Origin of the sequence: Pigmentibacter ruber (assembly GCF_009792895.1) — a bacterium.
In the GTDB taxonomy this organism is placed as follows: domain Bacteria; phylum Bdellovibrionota_B; class Oligoflexia; order Silvanigrellales; family Silvanigrellaceae; genus Silvanigrella; species Silvanigrella rubra.
In genome coordinates this window covers 1007128-1024266 of the sequence record NZ_WSSC01000001.1, presented here as the reverse complement: position 1 = coordinate 1024266, position 17139 = coordinate 1007128, and the positions used below count along the sequence as shown (strand labels likewise).

13 protein-coding genes are annotated in these 17139 nt (G+C 29.5%); 9 read left to right on the top strand and 4 right to left on the bottom strand.

What is annotated here, in order from left to right:
* Positions 1-96 precede the first annotated feature (96 nt).
* The 4 genes from GOY08_RS04245 (at position 97) to GOY08_RS04230 (ending at position 3021) form a co-directional block, all read left to right on the top strand.
* Positions 97-1002 carry an alpha/beta fold hydrolase gene (locus GOY08_RS04245; protein WP_158997453.1) on the top strand — a complete coding sequence of 302 codons (906 nt, stop codon included), beginning with the start codon at positions 97-99 and terminating at the stop codon, positions 1000-1002.
* Positions 1003-1029: 27 nt separating this feature from the next.
* Positions 1030-1560 carry a GAF domain-containing protein gene (locus tag GOY08_RS04240; protein WP_202914021.1) on the top strand — a complete coding sequence of 177 codons (531 nt, stop codon included), beginning with the start codon at positions 1030-1032 and terminating at the stop codon, positions 1558-1560.
* A gap of 94 nt (positions 1561-1654) precedes the next feature.
* On the top strand, positions 1655-2023 hold the full coding sequence (locus GOY08_RS04235) for an Hpt domain-containing protein (RefSeq protein WP_158997451.1): 369 nt from the start codon (positions 1655-1657) through the stop codon (positions 2021-2023).
* Positions 2020-3021: a polysaccharide deacetylase family protein gene (locus tag GOY08_RS04230; protein WP_158997449.1), complete on the top strand. Its 1002-nt coding sequence runs from the start codon at positions 2020-2022 to the stop codon at positions 3019-3021. Before GOY08_RS04235 ends, GOY08_RS04230 begins: the two co-directional genes overlap by 4 nt.
* A 1-nt stretch (position 3022) precedes the next feature.
* Here GOY08_RS04230 and GOY08_RS04225 read toward each other — a convergent pair whose 3' ends face one another.
* Genes GOY08_RS04225 through GOY08_RS04215 form a run of 3 tightly spaced genes read right to left on the bottom strand, consistent with a single transcriptional unit; the run spans position 3023 to position 7424 of the window.
* A complete protein-coding gene (locus GOY08_RS04225) occupies positions 3023-3997 on the bottom strand; it encodes a hypothetical protein (protein WP_158997447.1) in 975 nt (324 codons plus the stop codon).
* On the bottom strand, positions 3994-6105 hold the full coding sequence (locus GOY08_RS04220; RefSeq protein ID WP_158997445.1) for a polysaccharide deacetylase family protein: 2112 nt from the start codon (positions 6103-6105) through the stop codon (positions 3994-3996). Before GOY08_RS04220 ends, GOY08_RS04225 begins: the two co-directional genes overlap by 4 nt.
* Complete coding sequence (locus GOY08_RS04215; protein ID WP_158997443.1) at positions 6102-7424, bottom strand: glycosyltransferase family 2 protein; 1323 nt, start codon at positions 7422-7424, stop codon at positions 6102-6104. Before GOY08_RS04215 ends, GOY08_RS04220 begins: the two co-directional genes overlap by 4 nt.
* Positions 7425-7577: 153 nt before the next feature.
* On the opposite strand from GOY08_RS04215, the gene GOY08_RS04210 reads away from it, so the two are divergent.
* The 4 genes from GOY08_RS04210 to betB all read left to right on the top strand — a co-directional run bounded on the left by GOY08_RS04210 (position 7578) and on the right by betB (position 12151).
* Positions 7578-8507 (top strand): response regulator, encoded by a 930-nt coding sequence (locus GOY08_RS04210; RefSeq protein ID WP_158997441.1) that lies wholly within the window; start codon positions 7578-7580, stop codon positions 8505-8507.
* Between the two features lies 1 nt (position 8508).
* A complete protein-coding gene (locus GOY08_RS04205) occupies positions 8509-9531 on the top strand; it encodes a glycoside hydrolase family 18 protein (RefSeq protein ID WP_158997439.1) in 1023 nt (340 codons plus the stop codon).
* Between the two features lie 71 nt (positions 9532-9602).
* The gene (locus tag GOY08_RS04200) at positions 9603-10661 is read left to right on the top strand and encodes a PLP-dependent cysteine synthase family protein (RefSeq protein WP_158997437.1); all 1059 of its coding nucleotides are present in this window, start codon (positions 9603-9605) and stop codon (positions 10659-10661) included.
* An 86-nt stretch (positions 10662-10747) separates the two neighbouring features.
* Entirely contained in the window at positions 10748-12151 is a 1404-nt protein-coding gene (gene betB / locus GOY08_RS04195) for a betaine-aldehyde dehydrogenase (RefSeq protein WP_202914020.1), read from the top strand.
* Here betB and GOY08_RS04190 read toward each other — a convergent pair.
* Positions 12148-13809, bottom strand: a complete 1662-nt coding sequence (locus GOY08_RS04190) for an oligosaccharide flippase family protein (protein ID WP_158997433.1) — start codon at positions 13807-13809, stop codon at positions 12148-12150. The two genes, betB and GOY08_RS04190, sit on opposite strands and share 4 nt — an antisense overlap.
* Positions 13810-13951: 142 nt before the next feature.
* Here GOY08_RS04190 and alaS point away from each other — a divergent pair, with 142 nt between their 5' ends.
* A complete protein-coding gene (alaS, locus tag GOY08_RS04185; RefSeq protein WP_158997432.1) occupies positions 13952-16699 on the top strand; it encodes an alanine--tRNA ligase in 2748 nt (915 codons plus the stop codon).
* Positions 16700-17139: the final 440 nt, after the last annotated feature.

The following is a 17139-nucleotide window of genomic DNA, read 5'->3' as shown; positions in this document are numbered from 1 at the left end:
TATCTTTTAAAAATAAGCAAAGAAAGCTTCTAGCAAAGCGCATTGGAGTATGCTAAATAAACAGTATTTTTGCAAACATTCTGAGAAAGGTAAAGAATGATTGAATACAACTTAAATAATTTTGCTGTTTATGAAATTGAAGCGCCTAGTAGCACCAATAAAGCAGTTTTTTTTAGCCATGCAAATGGAATCCCAGCATTAACATATAAATCTTTACTAGAAAAAATGGCCAAAGAATTAAATGCATATATTATTACTTATGATATTCGTGGTTTTGGAAAAACTAAGAAACAATCTTTGGACAATTATGAAAATAAAGTTTGGTTTTGGGATATATTAGCTCAAGATCACGAAGAATTATTTTTTGCCGTGCAAAAAAAATTTCCACAAATAAAAGAATGGATCTTGTGTGGACATAGTTTGGGTGCTTGGCTTTCTATTCTTTCTATGCGCAAATTAAATGTAGCAAAACTGATATTAATGGATCCACCAATACTGCCATCAAAAGTTATTTTTCCATGGTTCATTTTACATTTACTTAAAAAAACCGAACTTTCACCTCTCAGTAAAAAAGTAAAAAAAAGAAAAAAAATGTTTCCCTCATTTGAAATAGCAAAACAGGAGCTAAAAAAAAGTAGATTAATGCAAAACTGGCCGCTTGAAAGTGTTGAAAATTATGTTAATGGAAGTTTTCACGTAAAAGATCAAAATAGTATTATTCATTTACGTCACGATCCCAATTGGGAAGGGAAAATATTTGAAGAATATCCTATGGGAGCATGGCGGGGATTCATAGTTATTCCTAAGGAAATTAGGAACAAAATACAGCCCTTTTTTCTCGTCGGAGAAAATAGTGATACCTGCAATCTAAATGCTAAATATTGGGTAAAGCTATTTTTCCCAAAATTAAAATGGATTAAAATAAAAAATGGAACGCATATGTTTCCTATTGAACAACAAGCAGAAACCCTAAAAGAATTAAAAGAAATAATTAATTCCTAAAATACATTTGACGAAAAGAGGCTTTGAATGAATTTCACACCAGCAATTGATATCACAAAAAACGAAGAATTTTATTCAAATTTATTTAAACTTGTAGATTCTTATATCATTTCTGAACCTGATTGGTTAGCACAGCTTACAAATTCTTTAGCATTACTTAATGAAATGTTACCTCAAATTAATTGGATAGGAATTTATTTACTTAAAGAAAAAGATCTTGTTCTTGGGCCTTTTCAAGGCAAAATGGCTTGTAATCGAATTCCTTTAGAAAAAGGTGTTTGTGGAAAATCAGCTTCCGAACTAAAAACAATGAACATCGATAATGTCGGAAAAATTGAAAATTATATTTCATGCCATAAAGAAACTTTTTCAGAGCTTGTTATCCCAATTTTTTACCCTAATAAAAAGCAAGAATTAGAGCATTTGATTGGTGTCCTTGATATTGATAGCCCCGTATTTGCAAGATTTACTGAAATTGATCAGAAAGGCTTAGAAAAAATAGCTCAATTACTTGGCGATAAAATAAACTGGCCAGACCCCACTATTCTGAGAAAGTAATTCACTAGAAATAATCTTCTTTGCTTCTTTCAAAAAATCTTGCAAGTGTGTCATAATATTCCTTAGAAAAAATAATATTGATAGGAATAAATAAATGAGTGACACTTTTAAGCATATAAATTATCAAACAATTGAAGGTTTAAAAATGCTGCAAGAAGACGGTGAACCAGACTTTTTGCTCGATCTAATAGAGACATTGTTAAAAACAACTCCCCAAAAAATAGTAAATATTGAAAACTTCTTAAACGCAAATGATTTGCAAGCTGCTTCGAAAGAGTCTCATTCTATAAAATCCAGTGTGCGAGCTTTAGGAGCCGAAATTTTAGGCGGAAAGTGTCAATCATTAGAAGATTTAAAAGCAACCAATGAAGTTGAAAAGGCGAAAAATATCTTTAATGAAATTAAAAAAGAATATGAAAGTGTCGCAAATGAACTTTTGCAAATAAAAGGTTCTTTAAAATGAAATTTAAAATTTTTTTTATATATACTTTTTTATTTGCACTAGAGCCTGTTTTTGCAGCCGATGATGCTTTAGAAATGCAAGAAGAAATTATAATCGATAAAAATTTTAAATATATAATAAAACCTTTTCCAGCGCCTATCCAATTAGGAATAACTATTGATGATTTACCAGCGGCAGGTCCTGAAGTAAAATTTATGTCACGTGAGGAAGTTTCAGAAAAAATTATCAAGGCTTTAACAGACAAAAAAGTCCCAGAAGTATACGGATTTGTGAATGGTATTTTACTTTATCAAAACGAGCTACAGACAAAAATATTAAAAGACTGGAAAAGTAAAGGTTTTTTATTAGGTAATCATACTTTTTCACATTTCGATCTTAAAAAAGTGAGTTCCCAAGAATTTATTCAAGACATTGAAAGAAATGAATCTATTTTATTAGATTATGTTCAAACAATTCCTGAATTAAAAATTTTCCGTTTTCCATATTTAATGGAAGGAAATACTACAGAGAAACGTTATGATATCCGTAGTTATTTTTCAAAAAGAAATTATATCATAGCACAAGTAACAGTTGATTCAGAAGATTGGATTTATAATGATGTATTCATACGTTGTAAAAATGGAAATTTTGAAAAAGAAACTAATGAACTTATAGAAAATTACTTAGTACATATTTTTCATGTATTAACATATAGTGATAAATTGGGGCATTTTATATATGGATCAAACAGAAAATTTTCCCATATTTTACTTTTACATTATAATCCACTAAATGCAGTTATTATGCCACAATTGATAGATAAATTTAAACAAAATAATGTCAAGCTAGTTTCTGCTAAATCAGCAATACTAGATCCTATTTATCAAGAAGATTTTCCTCAACCCATGAAATTAGGTATCCCCTTTTTTGAGCAAATGCGAAGAGCAAGAAAACTACCTTTCAAAGAATATCCTTTTCCATATTTAAATAATTCATGGCTAAATTCTGTTTGCAAATAAATTAAAACATTAAGTTAAATATCATACCCATTTCATTTGAAAACCACAAATTTCCATCTTCAATTGAATTGATTCGATTATAAAAAAATGCAATATTATGATTGTCACGTTTTCCAAATTGTAATTTAGATGCAAAAGCTATTCCGTTTCCTCTAGTACAAGTATCCTTATCCCACAAACGGTTATAATTAAACTCTAAATTTAAAAATACATTATCAATTACAAAAATTGGAACATTGGCTTCAGAGCGAAAGCCAAATCCCATAAAAGCTGTAGGAGACCAATAATTCGTAGTATTATTTTTATAAGAAGTATTTTCATAACCTAGACCAACCCAAATCCAAGGTTCATCTGTTGCAATACCATACAAAAGCGAAACTGTAGATACAGATTTTGCATTTTGATCAGAAATAAAAAAATAGTTTTCATTCATTCTCGTCATTAAATAAGGTAAAAAATTATAATTGAAAGAAAAATTCAATACATCTGTAGTTAAGCGATCATTGGTACCACCTGGTTGAATAGTATAAATATATGCATAATCTCTATTAGCGGACAATATTAAATCAAATAATTCATCTGAATGTAGAAACAATTTTATTTCACCACTGTAAATGGTTTTATCATTATTATTGTTTGTATCATAAGATCTGTGCGCACCAGAAGTAATATCTATTTGAAAGTTAGAACTAAATTTTCTTCCTAATAAAAAATTACCTCTTTGTCCATTATAATTATGAATCGCATTAAATCCTTGAGTAGTAAGAAGAGATCCTCCCACATCCCAAGCAACTTCATCTTCATTTTCATAAGGAAACGATAAATCTCGCCTATTATTTCGAAATGCCATACTTGATGAATGCATAAACATCTGATCAGAAGACTGGAGATAAGTATAATTTCCTGACAGCTGACTCATATCAGCCCAGCAGTATATTGGGAAAAGTAGCACTATAATGAAAAATATAATTCTCATAAATTTTCCTGTAAATTTAAAATAATTGTGCTATTTGGATTTATTTCATCAATTTTTACATAATCATAAGAATCCGTAGATTCTATTTTTAAGTTTTTATCATTGAAAAAGATATTATATTTCTTATCCTTAATATTTGCTAATATTAAGGAATAAGAATCAATTTTAAAGCTATTTTCATTTTTTATGATAATTTTATTTTTCCCATTTTCTGCAACTAAATTAACATAAATATTTTCTCTTTCCAACCACCAAAGTGCTAAATTTACATAATTTGTTTTCCAAACATTTTTTTTCGATATATCTTTTAAAAAATTATCTAAAGCTTTTTCCATATTTTTAGATCCAAAATATTTTGCAGGAAAGTTATAAAATGCTGCACCATTTAATTTTTCTACCTCAGAAAATTGATTCAATAAATCCTTGTATAAAATTGATGAATTGTGAAATTTTGCTGCTTTAAACATTTTCAATTCTTTTGCATAATTTTTTGGAATATAAACAAAATTATTGTCATCTAAAGGAACAGGAGAAAGCCTAAATAAATTTTGCTTGCCTAAAAAGTAATATAATCCATTTTGCATTGAAGCATTTAAAGTAGTGGAATCAAATTTTGCATCAGATGCTTTAAATCCAAAAACTTTATTTTGCCAAGCTTCTTCAATCAATAAACGAGAGTTTTGAATTTCCTGAAATTGAAATTGCAAAGTATTTCCTTGTAAAATTTTTTCATCTTCTCCTAATGAAGCAAATTCTATGCTTGGATTTGCCTCGTCTTCTATAAATTGAGGATTTTCTTGAATAACTTCTGAAGTTAAAAATATTGTCATGGGAAAGCGATAATCTTTTAAAATATCAATATAATTTTTAATAAAATTATTAAAACTGTAAATTTCCAACGAAGGGACAAAAACTGTTTTTGCTAAATCTTTCCATGCTGGCTTCAAAACTTGTGGAAGATCTAAAGCCCATTGCAAAGAATTAAGAAGCATAAGATCCAAATAATATTGATCTGCTTCTGCTACTTTTTGATCTTTTACAGGTGGATCCAAAGCAAGCCATACTGTTCTTGCATTACTTTCCTTAAAAACACCACGCACAACAAATTCAGCATCATACTTATCGGTTCGAATTTCAGACTGAGTATTTCCTTCAAAAATAGAGGGATAACCTGCAATAAAATGTGCATGAAATTGATTGTCATAAGGAAAATAATTTAGTAACAATCCTGGAGGTGCATCAATCCAGGGAATGCTATTTGCTTTAAAAAGCGTAGGATAATATGGTCTTTTTTGTTTGCTTTTTTCTAGTTTTATTCCAAATATTTTTTCAGAAAATTGATCTAGATTGATTTCTCCAAGGCCATCAAAATAGGCAACCGCACCTGTGGCAAACACCGGAATTTTTTTATTTAATATTTTTTCAATTTCAATTTTTGCTTTTTTATTTAAAGAAATAGCATTTGGTAGCAATAATAAATTAATTTTCCCAATATCAATATCATTAAAGTCTGAAAAAGTAGTATAATTAAATTTGTATTTTTCAAAGAATTGTTTCCACCCTTCAAAAATTATTCCCTGATTTTTTTCAAAATCTTTATATTTATCTGGCTTGTAAATTGCAATTTTATATTGATTCATTTTAGAAAAATTAGATAATAGTATTTTCTTTTTTTCTTCCGAAATAAACTCGTTAAATAATGGATCTTCTTGTAAAGAATTTAATTGAAATTCCTTCATCAGACCTTTAGCCAAAAGACCTTCATATTTATTAGTATCTATTGTTTTTTCCCCAAGTCTAAAATAACTGTAAAGATAACCTGAAATTAGAGAAATAAAAATAATTATAGCTATAACAGCAAAAAAATTCATCAAAGTTTTTCTATCACTTAGTTTACTGTCAAATTCATTTTTCTCCTTTTTTTCTTTTGGTTGGATATAAGGTGCATATTTCTTAAAAAAAACTCCTTCAATAATTTGAGTTGCATCTACTTTACCTAACTTCAATAACTGCTTGAAGCGATATAAAAAATAAGTAACTAAAGTAATAAAGAGTGTTGCAAGGCATAATGAAAGGACAAATATACTTAATATATTTTGTATTATCATTGATCCATTCCTTTGCGTTCCAATTTTGCCCAATTCATTGGGAGTTTGAGAAACTCGTCAAGAATTGAAAAAAATCTTACCACTTCTAAGGAAAACGAATATGTAATTCGATTAATGGCAGAATAGAAAAGTAAAGAATAAGATCTTTTTTCTGTCACAATACAAAATAAGGTAACAATTATATCCAGTATAACAAGTTGAAAAAAGAAATAACCAACAAAATTTTCTGAACTATGAATTAACGTATAAGCTATGGAAAACATCCCAAAACCAAAATTGGCTACCGGAATAAATATTGATTCTAAAATCATGTAAATAATGATAAAAAAATTTTTTAAGCTTTTATAGGGTAAAAATAACCAAATAATATTTTCTCTAATTGCCTGAACAATTCCCCTGTTCCAACGATAGCGTTGAGAAATTAATGAATTAAAGTCATCTGGAGCTTCAGTAACAGCCACCATTTTTGCATCATAAACAGTTTTGTAACCAGCCATTAAAAGTCTGATAGTTAATTCACAATCTTCAGCAAAAGTATTTGAGTGATAACCACCCACTTCAAGTAAAATATCTTTCCGAAATAAGCCAATAGGACCTGGGATAACAATAACACTTCCTAAAAATGACTGTGCAACTTTGAATAAATTAAGACCAGAGATATATTCTAGTTTTTGAAAAGAGGTAATCGCATTATGAACGTTACCAATTTCAACACTACCTGCTACAGCTGCAACTTTAGCATCATGCTCAAAGTATTTAATTCCAACTTCGATTGCTTCTGTATTCAATACGCTATCTGCATCCATACAAAGAACATAATCTCCATGGGCTTCACTAACAGCTCTATTTAGAGCTGCTGCTTTACCTGCATTTTCTTGATGGATGGCACGAATTCGTCCTTTTTTTTCTAGTAAAGAGACAACTTCAATAGTGGAATCTGACGAACCATCGTCAACAATCAATATTTCAATATTTGGATAACTCATGCTTAAAATTGATTTTGCAGCATTATTTATAACTTTTTCTTCATTAAAACAAGGAATAATCACCGTAACTAAAGGATAGTAATCTAGTTTATCAATAGTTTTGGCAAAAAAATGATTTGCAAAACTAAAAAACAAGTGGCCAAGTAATCTTACAAACAGAAAAAGTAAATAAACTCGCATTGCATAAAAGAAACCAAGTTCTACACCTGTTAATTTAGAAAAATCATAACTTTTAAATAAAACAAATATGCAAAAAGTACAAATTAGTAAGACAATAACAACAATGAAAAATAGCTCTTTATCTTTCACTTTTAAAATGTTTTTTCTTACCATATTACATACCTATTGATTAAACATTCCCGCATACTCTTATCGAGACATAGAAAATAATAGGAATAGGCATATAATTCTTAGTAAAATAAATTTGACACGGATATTAAATGTAAAAAATTTAGTAAAATATTTACTAATTAAAGGATTTAACTGATGAGTGAAAGCCAGCAACTTGATTTAACAATCGAAAAAAAACCTGATGAAAATATTGAAAAGAAAAAAATTTTGTACATAGACGATGATGAAGTTTCACAAAAAATTATTTCAAAAGCACTTTCAAAACATTTTAAGGTTATCAGTGAACTTTCTGGCACAAATGCAATGGTTATTGCTGAAAAAGAAGAACCTAATTTAATTTTACTTGATCTCAATATGCCAAATATTGATGGATTTGAAATTCTAAGTTTTTTTCGTGCACATCCAATTTTATCCTCAATTCCTATTATTTGTGTGAGTGGTGACAAAGAAGAAAGTACTAGAAGAAGGGCTAATGAACTTGGGGCTACTAAGTACATGCCAAAGCCAATTGATATTCTGCAAGTTTCAAATGATGTAAAAAATTTACTAAATATTTTAAACAATAGAATTAATAGTAATGACGGAAAATGTCAAGTATTTATCGGATTTAATACATCTGAAAAAGATATGGAAATAAAAAGAGAAATACTAGATTACTATAAAAAGGGAGAAAATATTTTAATTCTTTCTTTATTGGATGGCAAACATTTTTTTAAAAATATTGAAATTCCATTGGAAGTATTTGCTGAAGGAAAAATTGTTTTTTTGCAAATAAAACCATCATTAATTTCTCGGTTACCTTATTTAGAGGAGTTATCTTCAGTCATTTTTGATATGAAAAGAATGCTAACTTTTGAATTAAATAGCTATATTCTTTTTTTTGATGACCCAGATGTTTTATTTAGTACAAATGAAGGAAATCAAATTTATTCCTCAATGTTTTTAATTAGAAACTCATTTAATACAGCATTTAAAAATGTTTTTTATTATACAAAAACAAGCAAAGATAATAAAATTTCTGCAACTATAAATACAATGGCAAAAATATTAGTTGGTAATTACTAAAATGAGATATAAATTTTCAAATCAATTTAAACATAAATTTAATTTATTATATGTCATTTTTACTATTAGCTATCTTTTTTATTCTTCTAATTCATTTTCACAATCAATTTCAAAAACTATATTTAATCCTTATGCTGAATTTACTGAATATCTTGAAAAAAAAGATGATTTATCATTAAAAGAAATCATTAAAAAAAATAGTTTAAAATACATAACACTGGCTTTTATTCAAGATGCTGACAAATGTCTCCCTGCCTGGGATGGTTTAAAAAGTAATAGAATAGACAATACAGAAATCCTCGAACTTTTAAAGGATATTAAATCTACAAATATTGCTTATTACATTTCATTTGGCGGACAAGATGGAAAGGATTTATCAATCAAATGCAAAAGTCCCAATGATCTATTCCAAAGTTATGAAAAAATTATCAAACTATATCGTCCAATTGGACTTGATTTTGACCTTGAAGGAAGAATTTTAACCAATAAAGTTGCATTAAGAAAATTAATTATTGCTCTTAAAGATTTGCAAAGAATTTATCAAAATTTAAAAATATCGATAACAATTCCTATCATGCCGACAGGTCTTAATTCTACTACAAAAAAATTATTACTCGATTTAAAAAATAACAATATTCAATTCACCGTTAATTTATTAACAATGAACTACTCAGAAGAATTAAACGGAAATATGTTAAAATATTCACTATCTGCATTAAATAATTCTTTACTTTTTTTACTTAAGATAAATAAAAAAATAAAAAAAGAAAATATACTAAATTTAATTTCAATTACTCCTATGATTGGAATTAATGATTTAAAAAATGAAGTTTTTACAATTCAAGATGCAAAAAATTTAATTTTTGAAAATAAAAAACTAAATCTTTCTGAAATAAGGATGTGGTCACTTGAACGAGACAAAAGTTGTTCTAAAAATCTCAACTTAAAAATTTGTTCTGGCATTAAAAATCAGAAGAATTTTGAATTTACAAATATTTTTAATTCTTTAAGTTTTAAAAATTAAAGATAAATTCTTGTCAAAACTTATTTTTAAGATTAGTTCTATTTTTAGAGATTAATTAGAAAGGTTTAGTTATGAATAATTCTTGGCTAAAAGAAGCAGTAAAAAAGATAGAAGCTGATTTTAACCGTTCATCAGATACACATTTATTTAAAATTTCTATTCCCCAATTAAAAAATATTGATCTTTATTTTAAAGACGAATCAGCCCATCCTACAGGAAGCTTGAAGCATCGTTTAGCAAGATCTTTATTTTTGTATGCTCTATGTAATGGTTACTTAAATGAAAAAACAACCGTAATAGAGTCTTCTTCAGGATCTACGGCTGTTTCTGAAGCCTATTTTGCTAAAATGCTTGGTCTTAAATTTATTGCAGTTATGCCTGAAAATACTTCAAAAGAAAAAATTGCAAAAATTGAATTTTATGGTGGTTATTGTCATTTGGTAAAAAATTCAACTGAAGTTTCTAATGAAGCAATTAAATTAGCAAAAAATAAAAATTCTTATTTCATGAATCAATTTTTATATGCAGAAAAAGCAACCGATTGGCGAGGTAATAATAATATTGCTGAAGCCATTTTCGCACAAATGAAAAATGAGCGCTTTTCCATTCCAAAATGGATTGTTATTGGTGCCGGAACTGGTGGTACTAGTGCAACAATTGGAAGATATATTCGTTATAAATCGCTTGATACACAAGTTTGCGTAGTAGATCCTGAGCATTCAGTTTTTTATGATTTTTATCATAATAAAGTTCCTGCTGACTTTGAAACAAATTTTTCCTCTAAAATTGAAGGAATTGGTAGACCAAGGGTGGAAAAGTCATTTATCAAAGAAATTATAGATCAAATGCTAAAAATTCCGGATTCTGCTTCTATTGCAGCAATGCACTACCTTGCAGATTTTTTAGATTACAAGAGAGGGCCTTCAACTGGTACAAATTTTTGTGGTGTCATTGAAATCATAAAACAAATGCAAAAGAAAAAAGAAGAAGGTTCGATTGTAACTTTGCTTTGTGATTCTGGCGAGAGATATACAAATACCTATTATAATTTTAACTGGCTTGAAAAAAATAATTTTTTTATCAAAGATTATTACAATAATATAGATAATTTTTTTAAAAAGCTAAAGTAACCAAAATATTTATTTAAAATTCGCTGCTTTTAAATACTTTTAAAATATGTTACTTAGAACTTCCACTTAACATGAAAGGAAGTAAAATGCAAAAGACTTTTTCTAACTACTCTCCCTCCACTGGTAAGAAAATTTGTGATATTGAAATCACTCAAAATTATGAAATTGAGAGTGCTATTCAAAAAGCAAAAATTGGTTTTAAAACATGGTCAACATTTACAGGATTGCAAAGAGCAAAGATACTAAATAGAGCAGCAAGTATTATTAGATCTCGCACGCACGAACTTGCACAAATAGAAGTGTTGGACACTGGTAAACCTATCACTGAAGCTCTTGAAGTAGACTTCCCTAGCGCAGCTGAGTCTTTAGAGTATTTTGCAGGATTAGCTCCAAGCATTCATGGAGATCACGTTCAACTTGGAAAATCTTTTGCATACACAAGAAAAGAGCCAATAGGCATTTGCGCAGGAATTGGTGCGTGGAATTATCCTTTCCAAATTGCTTGTTGGAAAGCTGCTCCTGCGCTAGCTGCCGGTAATGCTATGATCTTTAAACCTTCCGAACTCACTCCGCTGAGTGCCAATAAACTGTACGAAATTTTCCTTGAAGCTGGAATTCCTGAAGGCGTTTTCCAAGTTGTTCAAGGTGGAAGAGAAGTTGGAGAATATTTAAGTTTACATAATGATATTCAAAAAATTTCTTTAACTGGTTCCTACTCAACTGGGAAACGAGTTATGCAAAATGCAGCAAATAATTTAAAACATGTCAGTCTTGAATTAGGTGGTAAATCACCCCTTATTATTTGCGATGATTTTGATATCGATAAAGCTGCACAAATTGCAATTAATGCAAATTTTTATAATCAAGGAGAAATTTGTACAAATGCAACAAGAGTTTTCGTTCACCAAAAAGTTAAAGATAAATTTACAGATTATTTATTGAATAAAGTATCGAAACTAAAAGTTGGTGATCCTTATGATAAAAATACTAAGCTAGGTGCGCTTATTTCAAAAGAGCATTTCAATAAAGTATTGGGTTATATTGAAAAAGGAAAATCAGAAGGAGCTAGATTAATTTATGGAGGCAAAGCTCCGGAATGGAGCCCAAGTGAAAGCCAATTTGCAAATGGAAACTTTTTGTTACCTACAATTTTTACTGATTGTCATGATGATATGACAATCGTGAAGGATGAAATATTTGGCCCAGTCATGTCAATTCTTTCATTTCAAAATGAAAATGAAGTGATTGAAAGAGCAAATAATACAGCTTATGGACTAGCTTGCGGAATTTTAACTAATGATTTAAATCGCGCACATAGAGTCATAAACCAAATTCAAGCTGGCATGTGTTGGATTAATAGTTATAATTTAAGCCCTGTTGAAATTCCATTTGGTGGATTTAAAGCGTCAGGATTTGGAAAAGAAAACGGCATTGCCGCTATTGATAACTATACACAGCTAAAAACTGTGTATGTAGAATTAGACAATTAATGAATCAACCTTTTTTTGAATTTAGTAACTAAATTTTTTAAATTGTGTGGACCCATTCTTATAATAAATAAATAACTTAATATAAGAATAATGAGTCCACCAATAGTAAGAAAACTAAAATTAAGCAAAAAATCCTTCTTAAAGAAAAGAATATTTTCAATATTTTTCCAAAACTTATTAGTCATAAAAATACCTAAAGCACCTAAAAGGTAAGAAAGTATGGCAAACACAATTATTTTAAAATTAAAATATTTTCCCCCTGCAATATAAGGATTATCGCCAAAGTATTTTTTCTGAAAATTTTTCTTTAAAAAATAGTAATTAAGAAAAAAATCAAATGCAGTAGAGGTACTGTATGAAATGCCCAAACCAATAACTCCATATTTTGGGGCAAGAATTGAACTTAAAGTTGCGTTTAATATTAAATAAATAAATGCATTATAAATAATCTGTTTAGTAGAATTAATAGCATAATATGCATTTAATAATATTTTAGAACCAGCAGCAAAAGTAATACCTATTGAATAAGAACAAACTGCTAATGAATTTTGAATTGTATCATAATTTGTTACTTTACCGTGTTCAAAAAGCACCGAATAAAAAGGAACTATCAATAAAGAAAAACTTAAAGTAGTAATACTAGCAAGCCATAGTACTGTTTCTAAACTTTCAGTAAGTAAACTGGAAAACTTTTTATTTAATCCTTCATTTACTGCTTTAGTTAGAATAGGATGCGCAGCAAACCCCGTTGCCACACCAAACAATCCTATTGGTACTTGGATAATTGTAATAGCAGTAATAATATAACTTAATACACCTGAGCCAATACTAATTGCATAATAAGTATTGATCATTAAAGCTATAACTAAAGCACCTTGAGCAATGCCCCTAGGAATCATCAATATTAAAACAGTATGTAATGGTTTATATCTTATCCAATGCAAGACATTAAAACTTGGCAATTTTAATAGTCCTAAGTGATAAAGAGGGATGTACTGATAAATCATTTGAAAAAATGCACCCAACATTGCACCGACAGCGATGGCATAGATTGGATTGATAGAGAAATGACTTAAAAATGGGGAACAAACAGCACAAGCAATGATTCCAACATTTAAAAAAGCTGAACTATTCATTGCACGAAATGTTTGTCCAAGGACTGACAAAACTCCCATTGCAACAGCATTTAACATGGTAAGAGGTAAATAAAATCCTAAGATTTTAAATAATTGAGATGCTAACTCTAAATTTCCTGAATTTTTAAATTGATTTCCACCAATTAATTGCATAAAAGGTGTAGAAAATATCATAGTTAAAAATGCTATAAGCAACGTTAAAAACAAAAAGAAACCGATAATAACTTGAATAAGTTCTTTCTCAGCTTCTTTTCCTTTTGCTCTCTCGTCTACTAATACCTTTACAAATGCTGCTGACAATGCGCCATCTGCTAATAAATCTCTTAAACTGTTCGGAAAACGAAAAGCAGTATTAAAAGCATCAAGTGAATGCGATAAACCAAAAGTAGCATTAACAACGGCTGTTCTTAAAACCCCCGAAGCTCTCGAAAGCAAAACGCCCAACATAGCACCAAAACTTGCTCTTCCTAATTGTTTTGTTTCTTTCTGCAAATTGCTTTCTTCTTGAATTCCATTTTGCATTTAGTCTTTTTTCCTTAAACTTGTTTGTTGCCATCATCGCAACGGCATTCTATATGTCATCATAGCTCGGATTTCCGTACGCTTTGATATTACCTTATCTGTATTCAAATTTATTAGAACGTGGTAGGCATTTGGAGAAAATATGAAAACTAATGACATTCGCAGAAAATTCATTCAATTTTTTGAAACAAAAAAACACACTTATGTCCCAAGTGCCTCCACAATTCCCATAGGCGATCAGACTATCCTTTTTACGATAGCAGGAATGACTCAATTCAAATCCTGTTTAACAGGTGAAGAAGTTCGACCCTACAAAAGAGCAACCAACGCACAAAAATGTATTCGTATTGGCGATCTTGATGATGTCGGTAAGGATGGGCGCCACTGTACTATGTTTGAAATGTTAGGATCATGGAGTTTTGGAGATTACTACAAAAAAGAAGCTATCCAGTGGGCTTATGAATTTTCTAAGGATGAACTTAAATTAGATATGAGTCGTTTTTGGGCTACCGTGCATAACAGCGACCAAGAAGCTTTTGATATTTGGAAATCCATCGGTGTGCCAGAAAATAGAATTGTTCGCTTAGGTGATAAAGATAATTTTTGGGCTATGGGTCCTACTGGTCCATGTGGTCCTTGCTCTGAATTATATTTAGATCAAGGTGAACATGTTGGCGACTGCTATGCAAAAGGATTGCAATGTAAAGGACCTGGATGTGATTGTGATCGTTACCTTGAATACTGGAATCTTGTTTTTATGCAATATAATAGACAAGAAGATGGTACTTTAAAAGATTTACCAATGAAAAGCGTTGATACAGGCTGTGGACTTGAACGCCTCACTGCATTAATTCAAGGTAAAACTTCAAATTTTGAAATTGATATATTTCAAAAGATAAAAGAAAAAATATCTGCGACTGCTGGTATTTTAGGTTTAGAAAAACTAACTAAGCAACAAGAAATAAGTTGCAATGTGATTGCGGATCATATTCGCCTTCTAACATTTACATTAGGTGATGGTGCACATTTTTCTAATGAAGGAAGAGGATATGTTTTAAGACGTGTTCTTAGAAGAGCGGTTAGACATGTAAGCAAATTAGCTCCAAATTGGCCTAAAAACAAATCATTTTTAGAACAAATTGTTCCTGTTGTTGTTGAAGAAATGTCCGAATTTTATCCTGAAATTAAAAAGAATAAAATGCAAATTGAGCAAGCTATTCAATTAGAAGAATTACGTTTTAATACTACTCTTGAAAGTGGTTTAACAAAGTTCCAGGGATTTATTGAAGAAGCAAAATTAAAAAATAAAAAAATACTTTCTGGTGAACATGTCTTTATTTTGCATGATAGCTTTGGATTTCCATATGATTTAACTCAAATACTTTGTGAAGAACAAGGTTTTACAGCCGATATTGATAGTTTTAACAAACATATGTTGGAGCAAAAAGAAAGAAGTCGTTCGGAAGCAAAATTTTACAAATTTGATCAAGATGATTCACCTTGGATAGAGTTCCATCCAAGTAATCCAAATCAAGACAAAACTTTTTCAGGTTATCATCTTATTTATCAAGGTGCTTTAAAAAATAAACAAGAAATCATTGAACAATCTATTCCTTTTGTGCAGATAAAAAAAATAAGACAGCTTAAAAATAAATTGTTTGAACTTATTATTTCAAACACTCCATTTTATCCAGAAGGAGGTGGACAAGTTTGTGATTCTGGCTGGTTTATAACAAATAACTCTTATGGAAAAAATGAATTTGAAGTCGTAGATGTTAGAAAAACCGTAAATGCAATTGTCCATCTTTTAAAACATGATGAATTTAGCTCAGAAAATGCTAAACCTTTAACTAATTCAGAGTTGATACAGTTATTTGGCGAACAGTCTAAGGTTACAGCTTTGATAGATTTCTCTTTAAGACAAAGTACCATGCGTAACCATACTGCTACACACCTGTTACATAAAGCTTTGCAGGTCGTGCTTGGTGAAAATGTTCGTCAAGCAGGATCTTTAGTTAATTCTACAACTCTGCGCTTTGATTTTTCGCATAATAAAGCAATGAGTTCTGCAGAAATATTCCAAGTTGAAAAATTAGTAAATGAACAAATACTAAAAAATATTGTTGTGGAGACTTATGAATCCGTTCCTTTAGCCAAAGCAAAAGAAATGGGTGCGATGGCAATGTTTGATGAAAAATATGATGAATTTGTGCGAATGCTTAACGTTCCAAATTTTTCTTTAGAATTGTGTGGAGGAACACATGTTAGTTCAACTGGGCAAATTGGAATGTTTAAAATTATTTCTGAAGGCAGTGTTACTAGCGGAGTTAGAAGAATAGAAGCAGTAACAGGTCATAATACTTATGAGTACCTTAATAAAACAAAAGAAATAATTCACTCGGTAACAGATTTATTAAAATGCTCAGAGCATGATATTGCACAAAAAATTATTTCGATCAAAGATCAGCAAAAAGACATGGAAAAACAAATTCAAGTTTTACAAAGCAGATTAGTAAATGCCGAAATTTCTGAAATTTTAGAGAGTGGAAATGATATTCAAGGCAAAGCAAAACTTATTGTAAAATCCTTTGCTGAAATTGATCTTAAAGAACTTGAATTACTTTGTGATCGTTTAAAAGAAAAGCCTAACATAATAGCAATTCTTGCAACAAAAGCAGACTCAAGAGTTCACTTCATGGTCGGGATAAATTCTAATTTACTAAAAGAACATAAAAAACTTTCAGCGGGACAAATTGTAAAACAACTGTCTGAACTTGTAGATGGTAAAGGTGGAGGCCGCCCCGATTTTGCACGTGGCGGAGGCACTCATCTGGAAAAGTTACCTATTGCTCTAGCAAAAACTATGGAAATAGTTACGAATCTTATTTAGAAACAGAAAAGTTTAGATTTCTTTCCGCTTGTAATTAAACCTATTGATATTTCATTTTTTCTTACTTACCTTTTCTAAAGTTAAATCTTCTTTATTAAAGGTAATTTCTGCTTTAGAGAAGATTAGAATTTTAGAAAATTTTCATTAATATCTATAAATATACCAAAATTTATTTAAAATTAGAGCATGTTGTATTTTTTATAGGATTCAACTCTTTATTTTTTTTTCACTGCAACAAAATTTTTTTGTCAAATAATTTCAAAAAGAAAACCCAATAAATGCACTTTTCGCATTTACAGATTATGCTTGAAGGGAATCAATTAATTTGACTAACCAGAAATAAAGAACTAAATGAATTGTGTAAATAAATGTTCGGATTTCTCAATGGGAAGCTTTATAGCGCCTGAAAGATTCCATATTCATAAAATTTTTTTAACTTC

What these genes read in the sequence shown, in the direction of transcription:
- GOY08_RS04245 (WP_158997453.1), top strand. Translation starts at nt 97, where the DNA reads ATGATTGAATACAACTTAAATAATTTTGCTGTTTATGAAATTGAAGCG.
- GOY08_RS04240 (WP_202914021.1), top strand. Translation starts at nt 1,030, where the DNA reads ATGAATTTCACACCAGCAATTGATATCACAAAAAACGAAGAATTTTAT.
- GOY08_RS04235 (WP_158997451.1), top strand. Translation starts at nt 1,655, where the DNA reads ATGAGTGACACTTTTAAGCATATAAATTATCAAACAATTGAAGGTTTA.
- GOY08_RS04230 (WP_158997449.1), top strand. Translation starts at nt 2,020, where the DNA reads ATGAAATTTAAAATTTTTTTTATATATACTTTTTTATTTGCACTAGAG.
- GOY08_RS04225 (WP_158997447.1), bottom strand. Translation starts at nt 3,997, where the DNA reads ATGAGAATTATATTTTTCATTATAGTGCTACTTTTCCCAATATACTGC.
- GOY08_RS04220 (WP_158997445.1), bottom strand. Translation starts at nt 6,105, where the DNA reads ATGATAATACAAAATATATTAAGTATATTTGTCCTTTCATTATGCCTT.
- GOY08_RS04215 (WP_158997443.1), bottom strand. Translation starts at nt 7,424, where the DNA reads ATGGTAAGAAAAAACATTTTAAAAGTGAAAGATAAAGAGCTATTTTTC.
- GOY08_RS04210 (WP_158997441.1), top strand. Translation starts at nt 7,578, where the DNA reads ATGAGTGAAAGCCAGCAACTTGATTTAACAATCGAAAAAAAACCTGAT.
- GOY08_RS04205 (WP_158997439.1), top strand. Translation starts at nt 8,509, where the DNA reads ATGAGATATAAATTTTCAAATCAATTTAAACATAAATTTAATTTATTA.
- GOY08_RS04200 (WP_158997437.1), top strand. Translation starts at nt 9,603, where the DNA reads ATGAATAATTCTTGGCTAAAAGAAGCAGTAAAAAAGATAGAAGCTGAT.
- betB (WP_202914020.1), top strand. Translation starts at nt 10,748, where the DNA reads ATGCAAAAGACTTTTTCTAACTACTCTCCCTCCACTGGTAAGAAAATT.
- GOY08_RS04190 (WP_158997433.1), bottom strand. Translation starts at nt 13,809, where the DNA reads ATGCAAAATGGAATTCAAGAAGAAAGCAATTTGCAGAAAGAAACAAAA.
- alaS (WP_158997432.1), top strand. Translation starts at nt 13,952, where the DNA reads ATGAAAACTAATGACATTCGCAGAAAATTCATTCAATTTTTTGAAACA.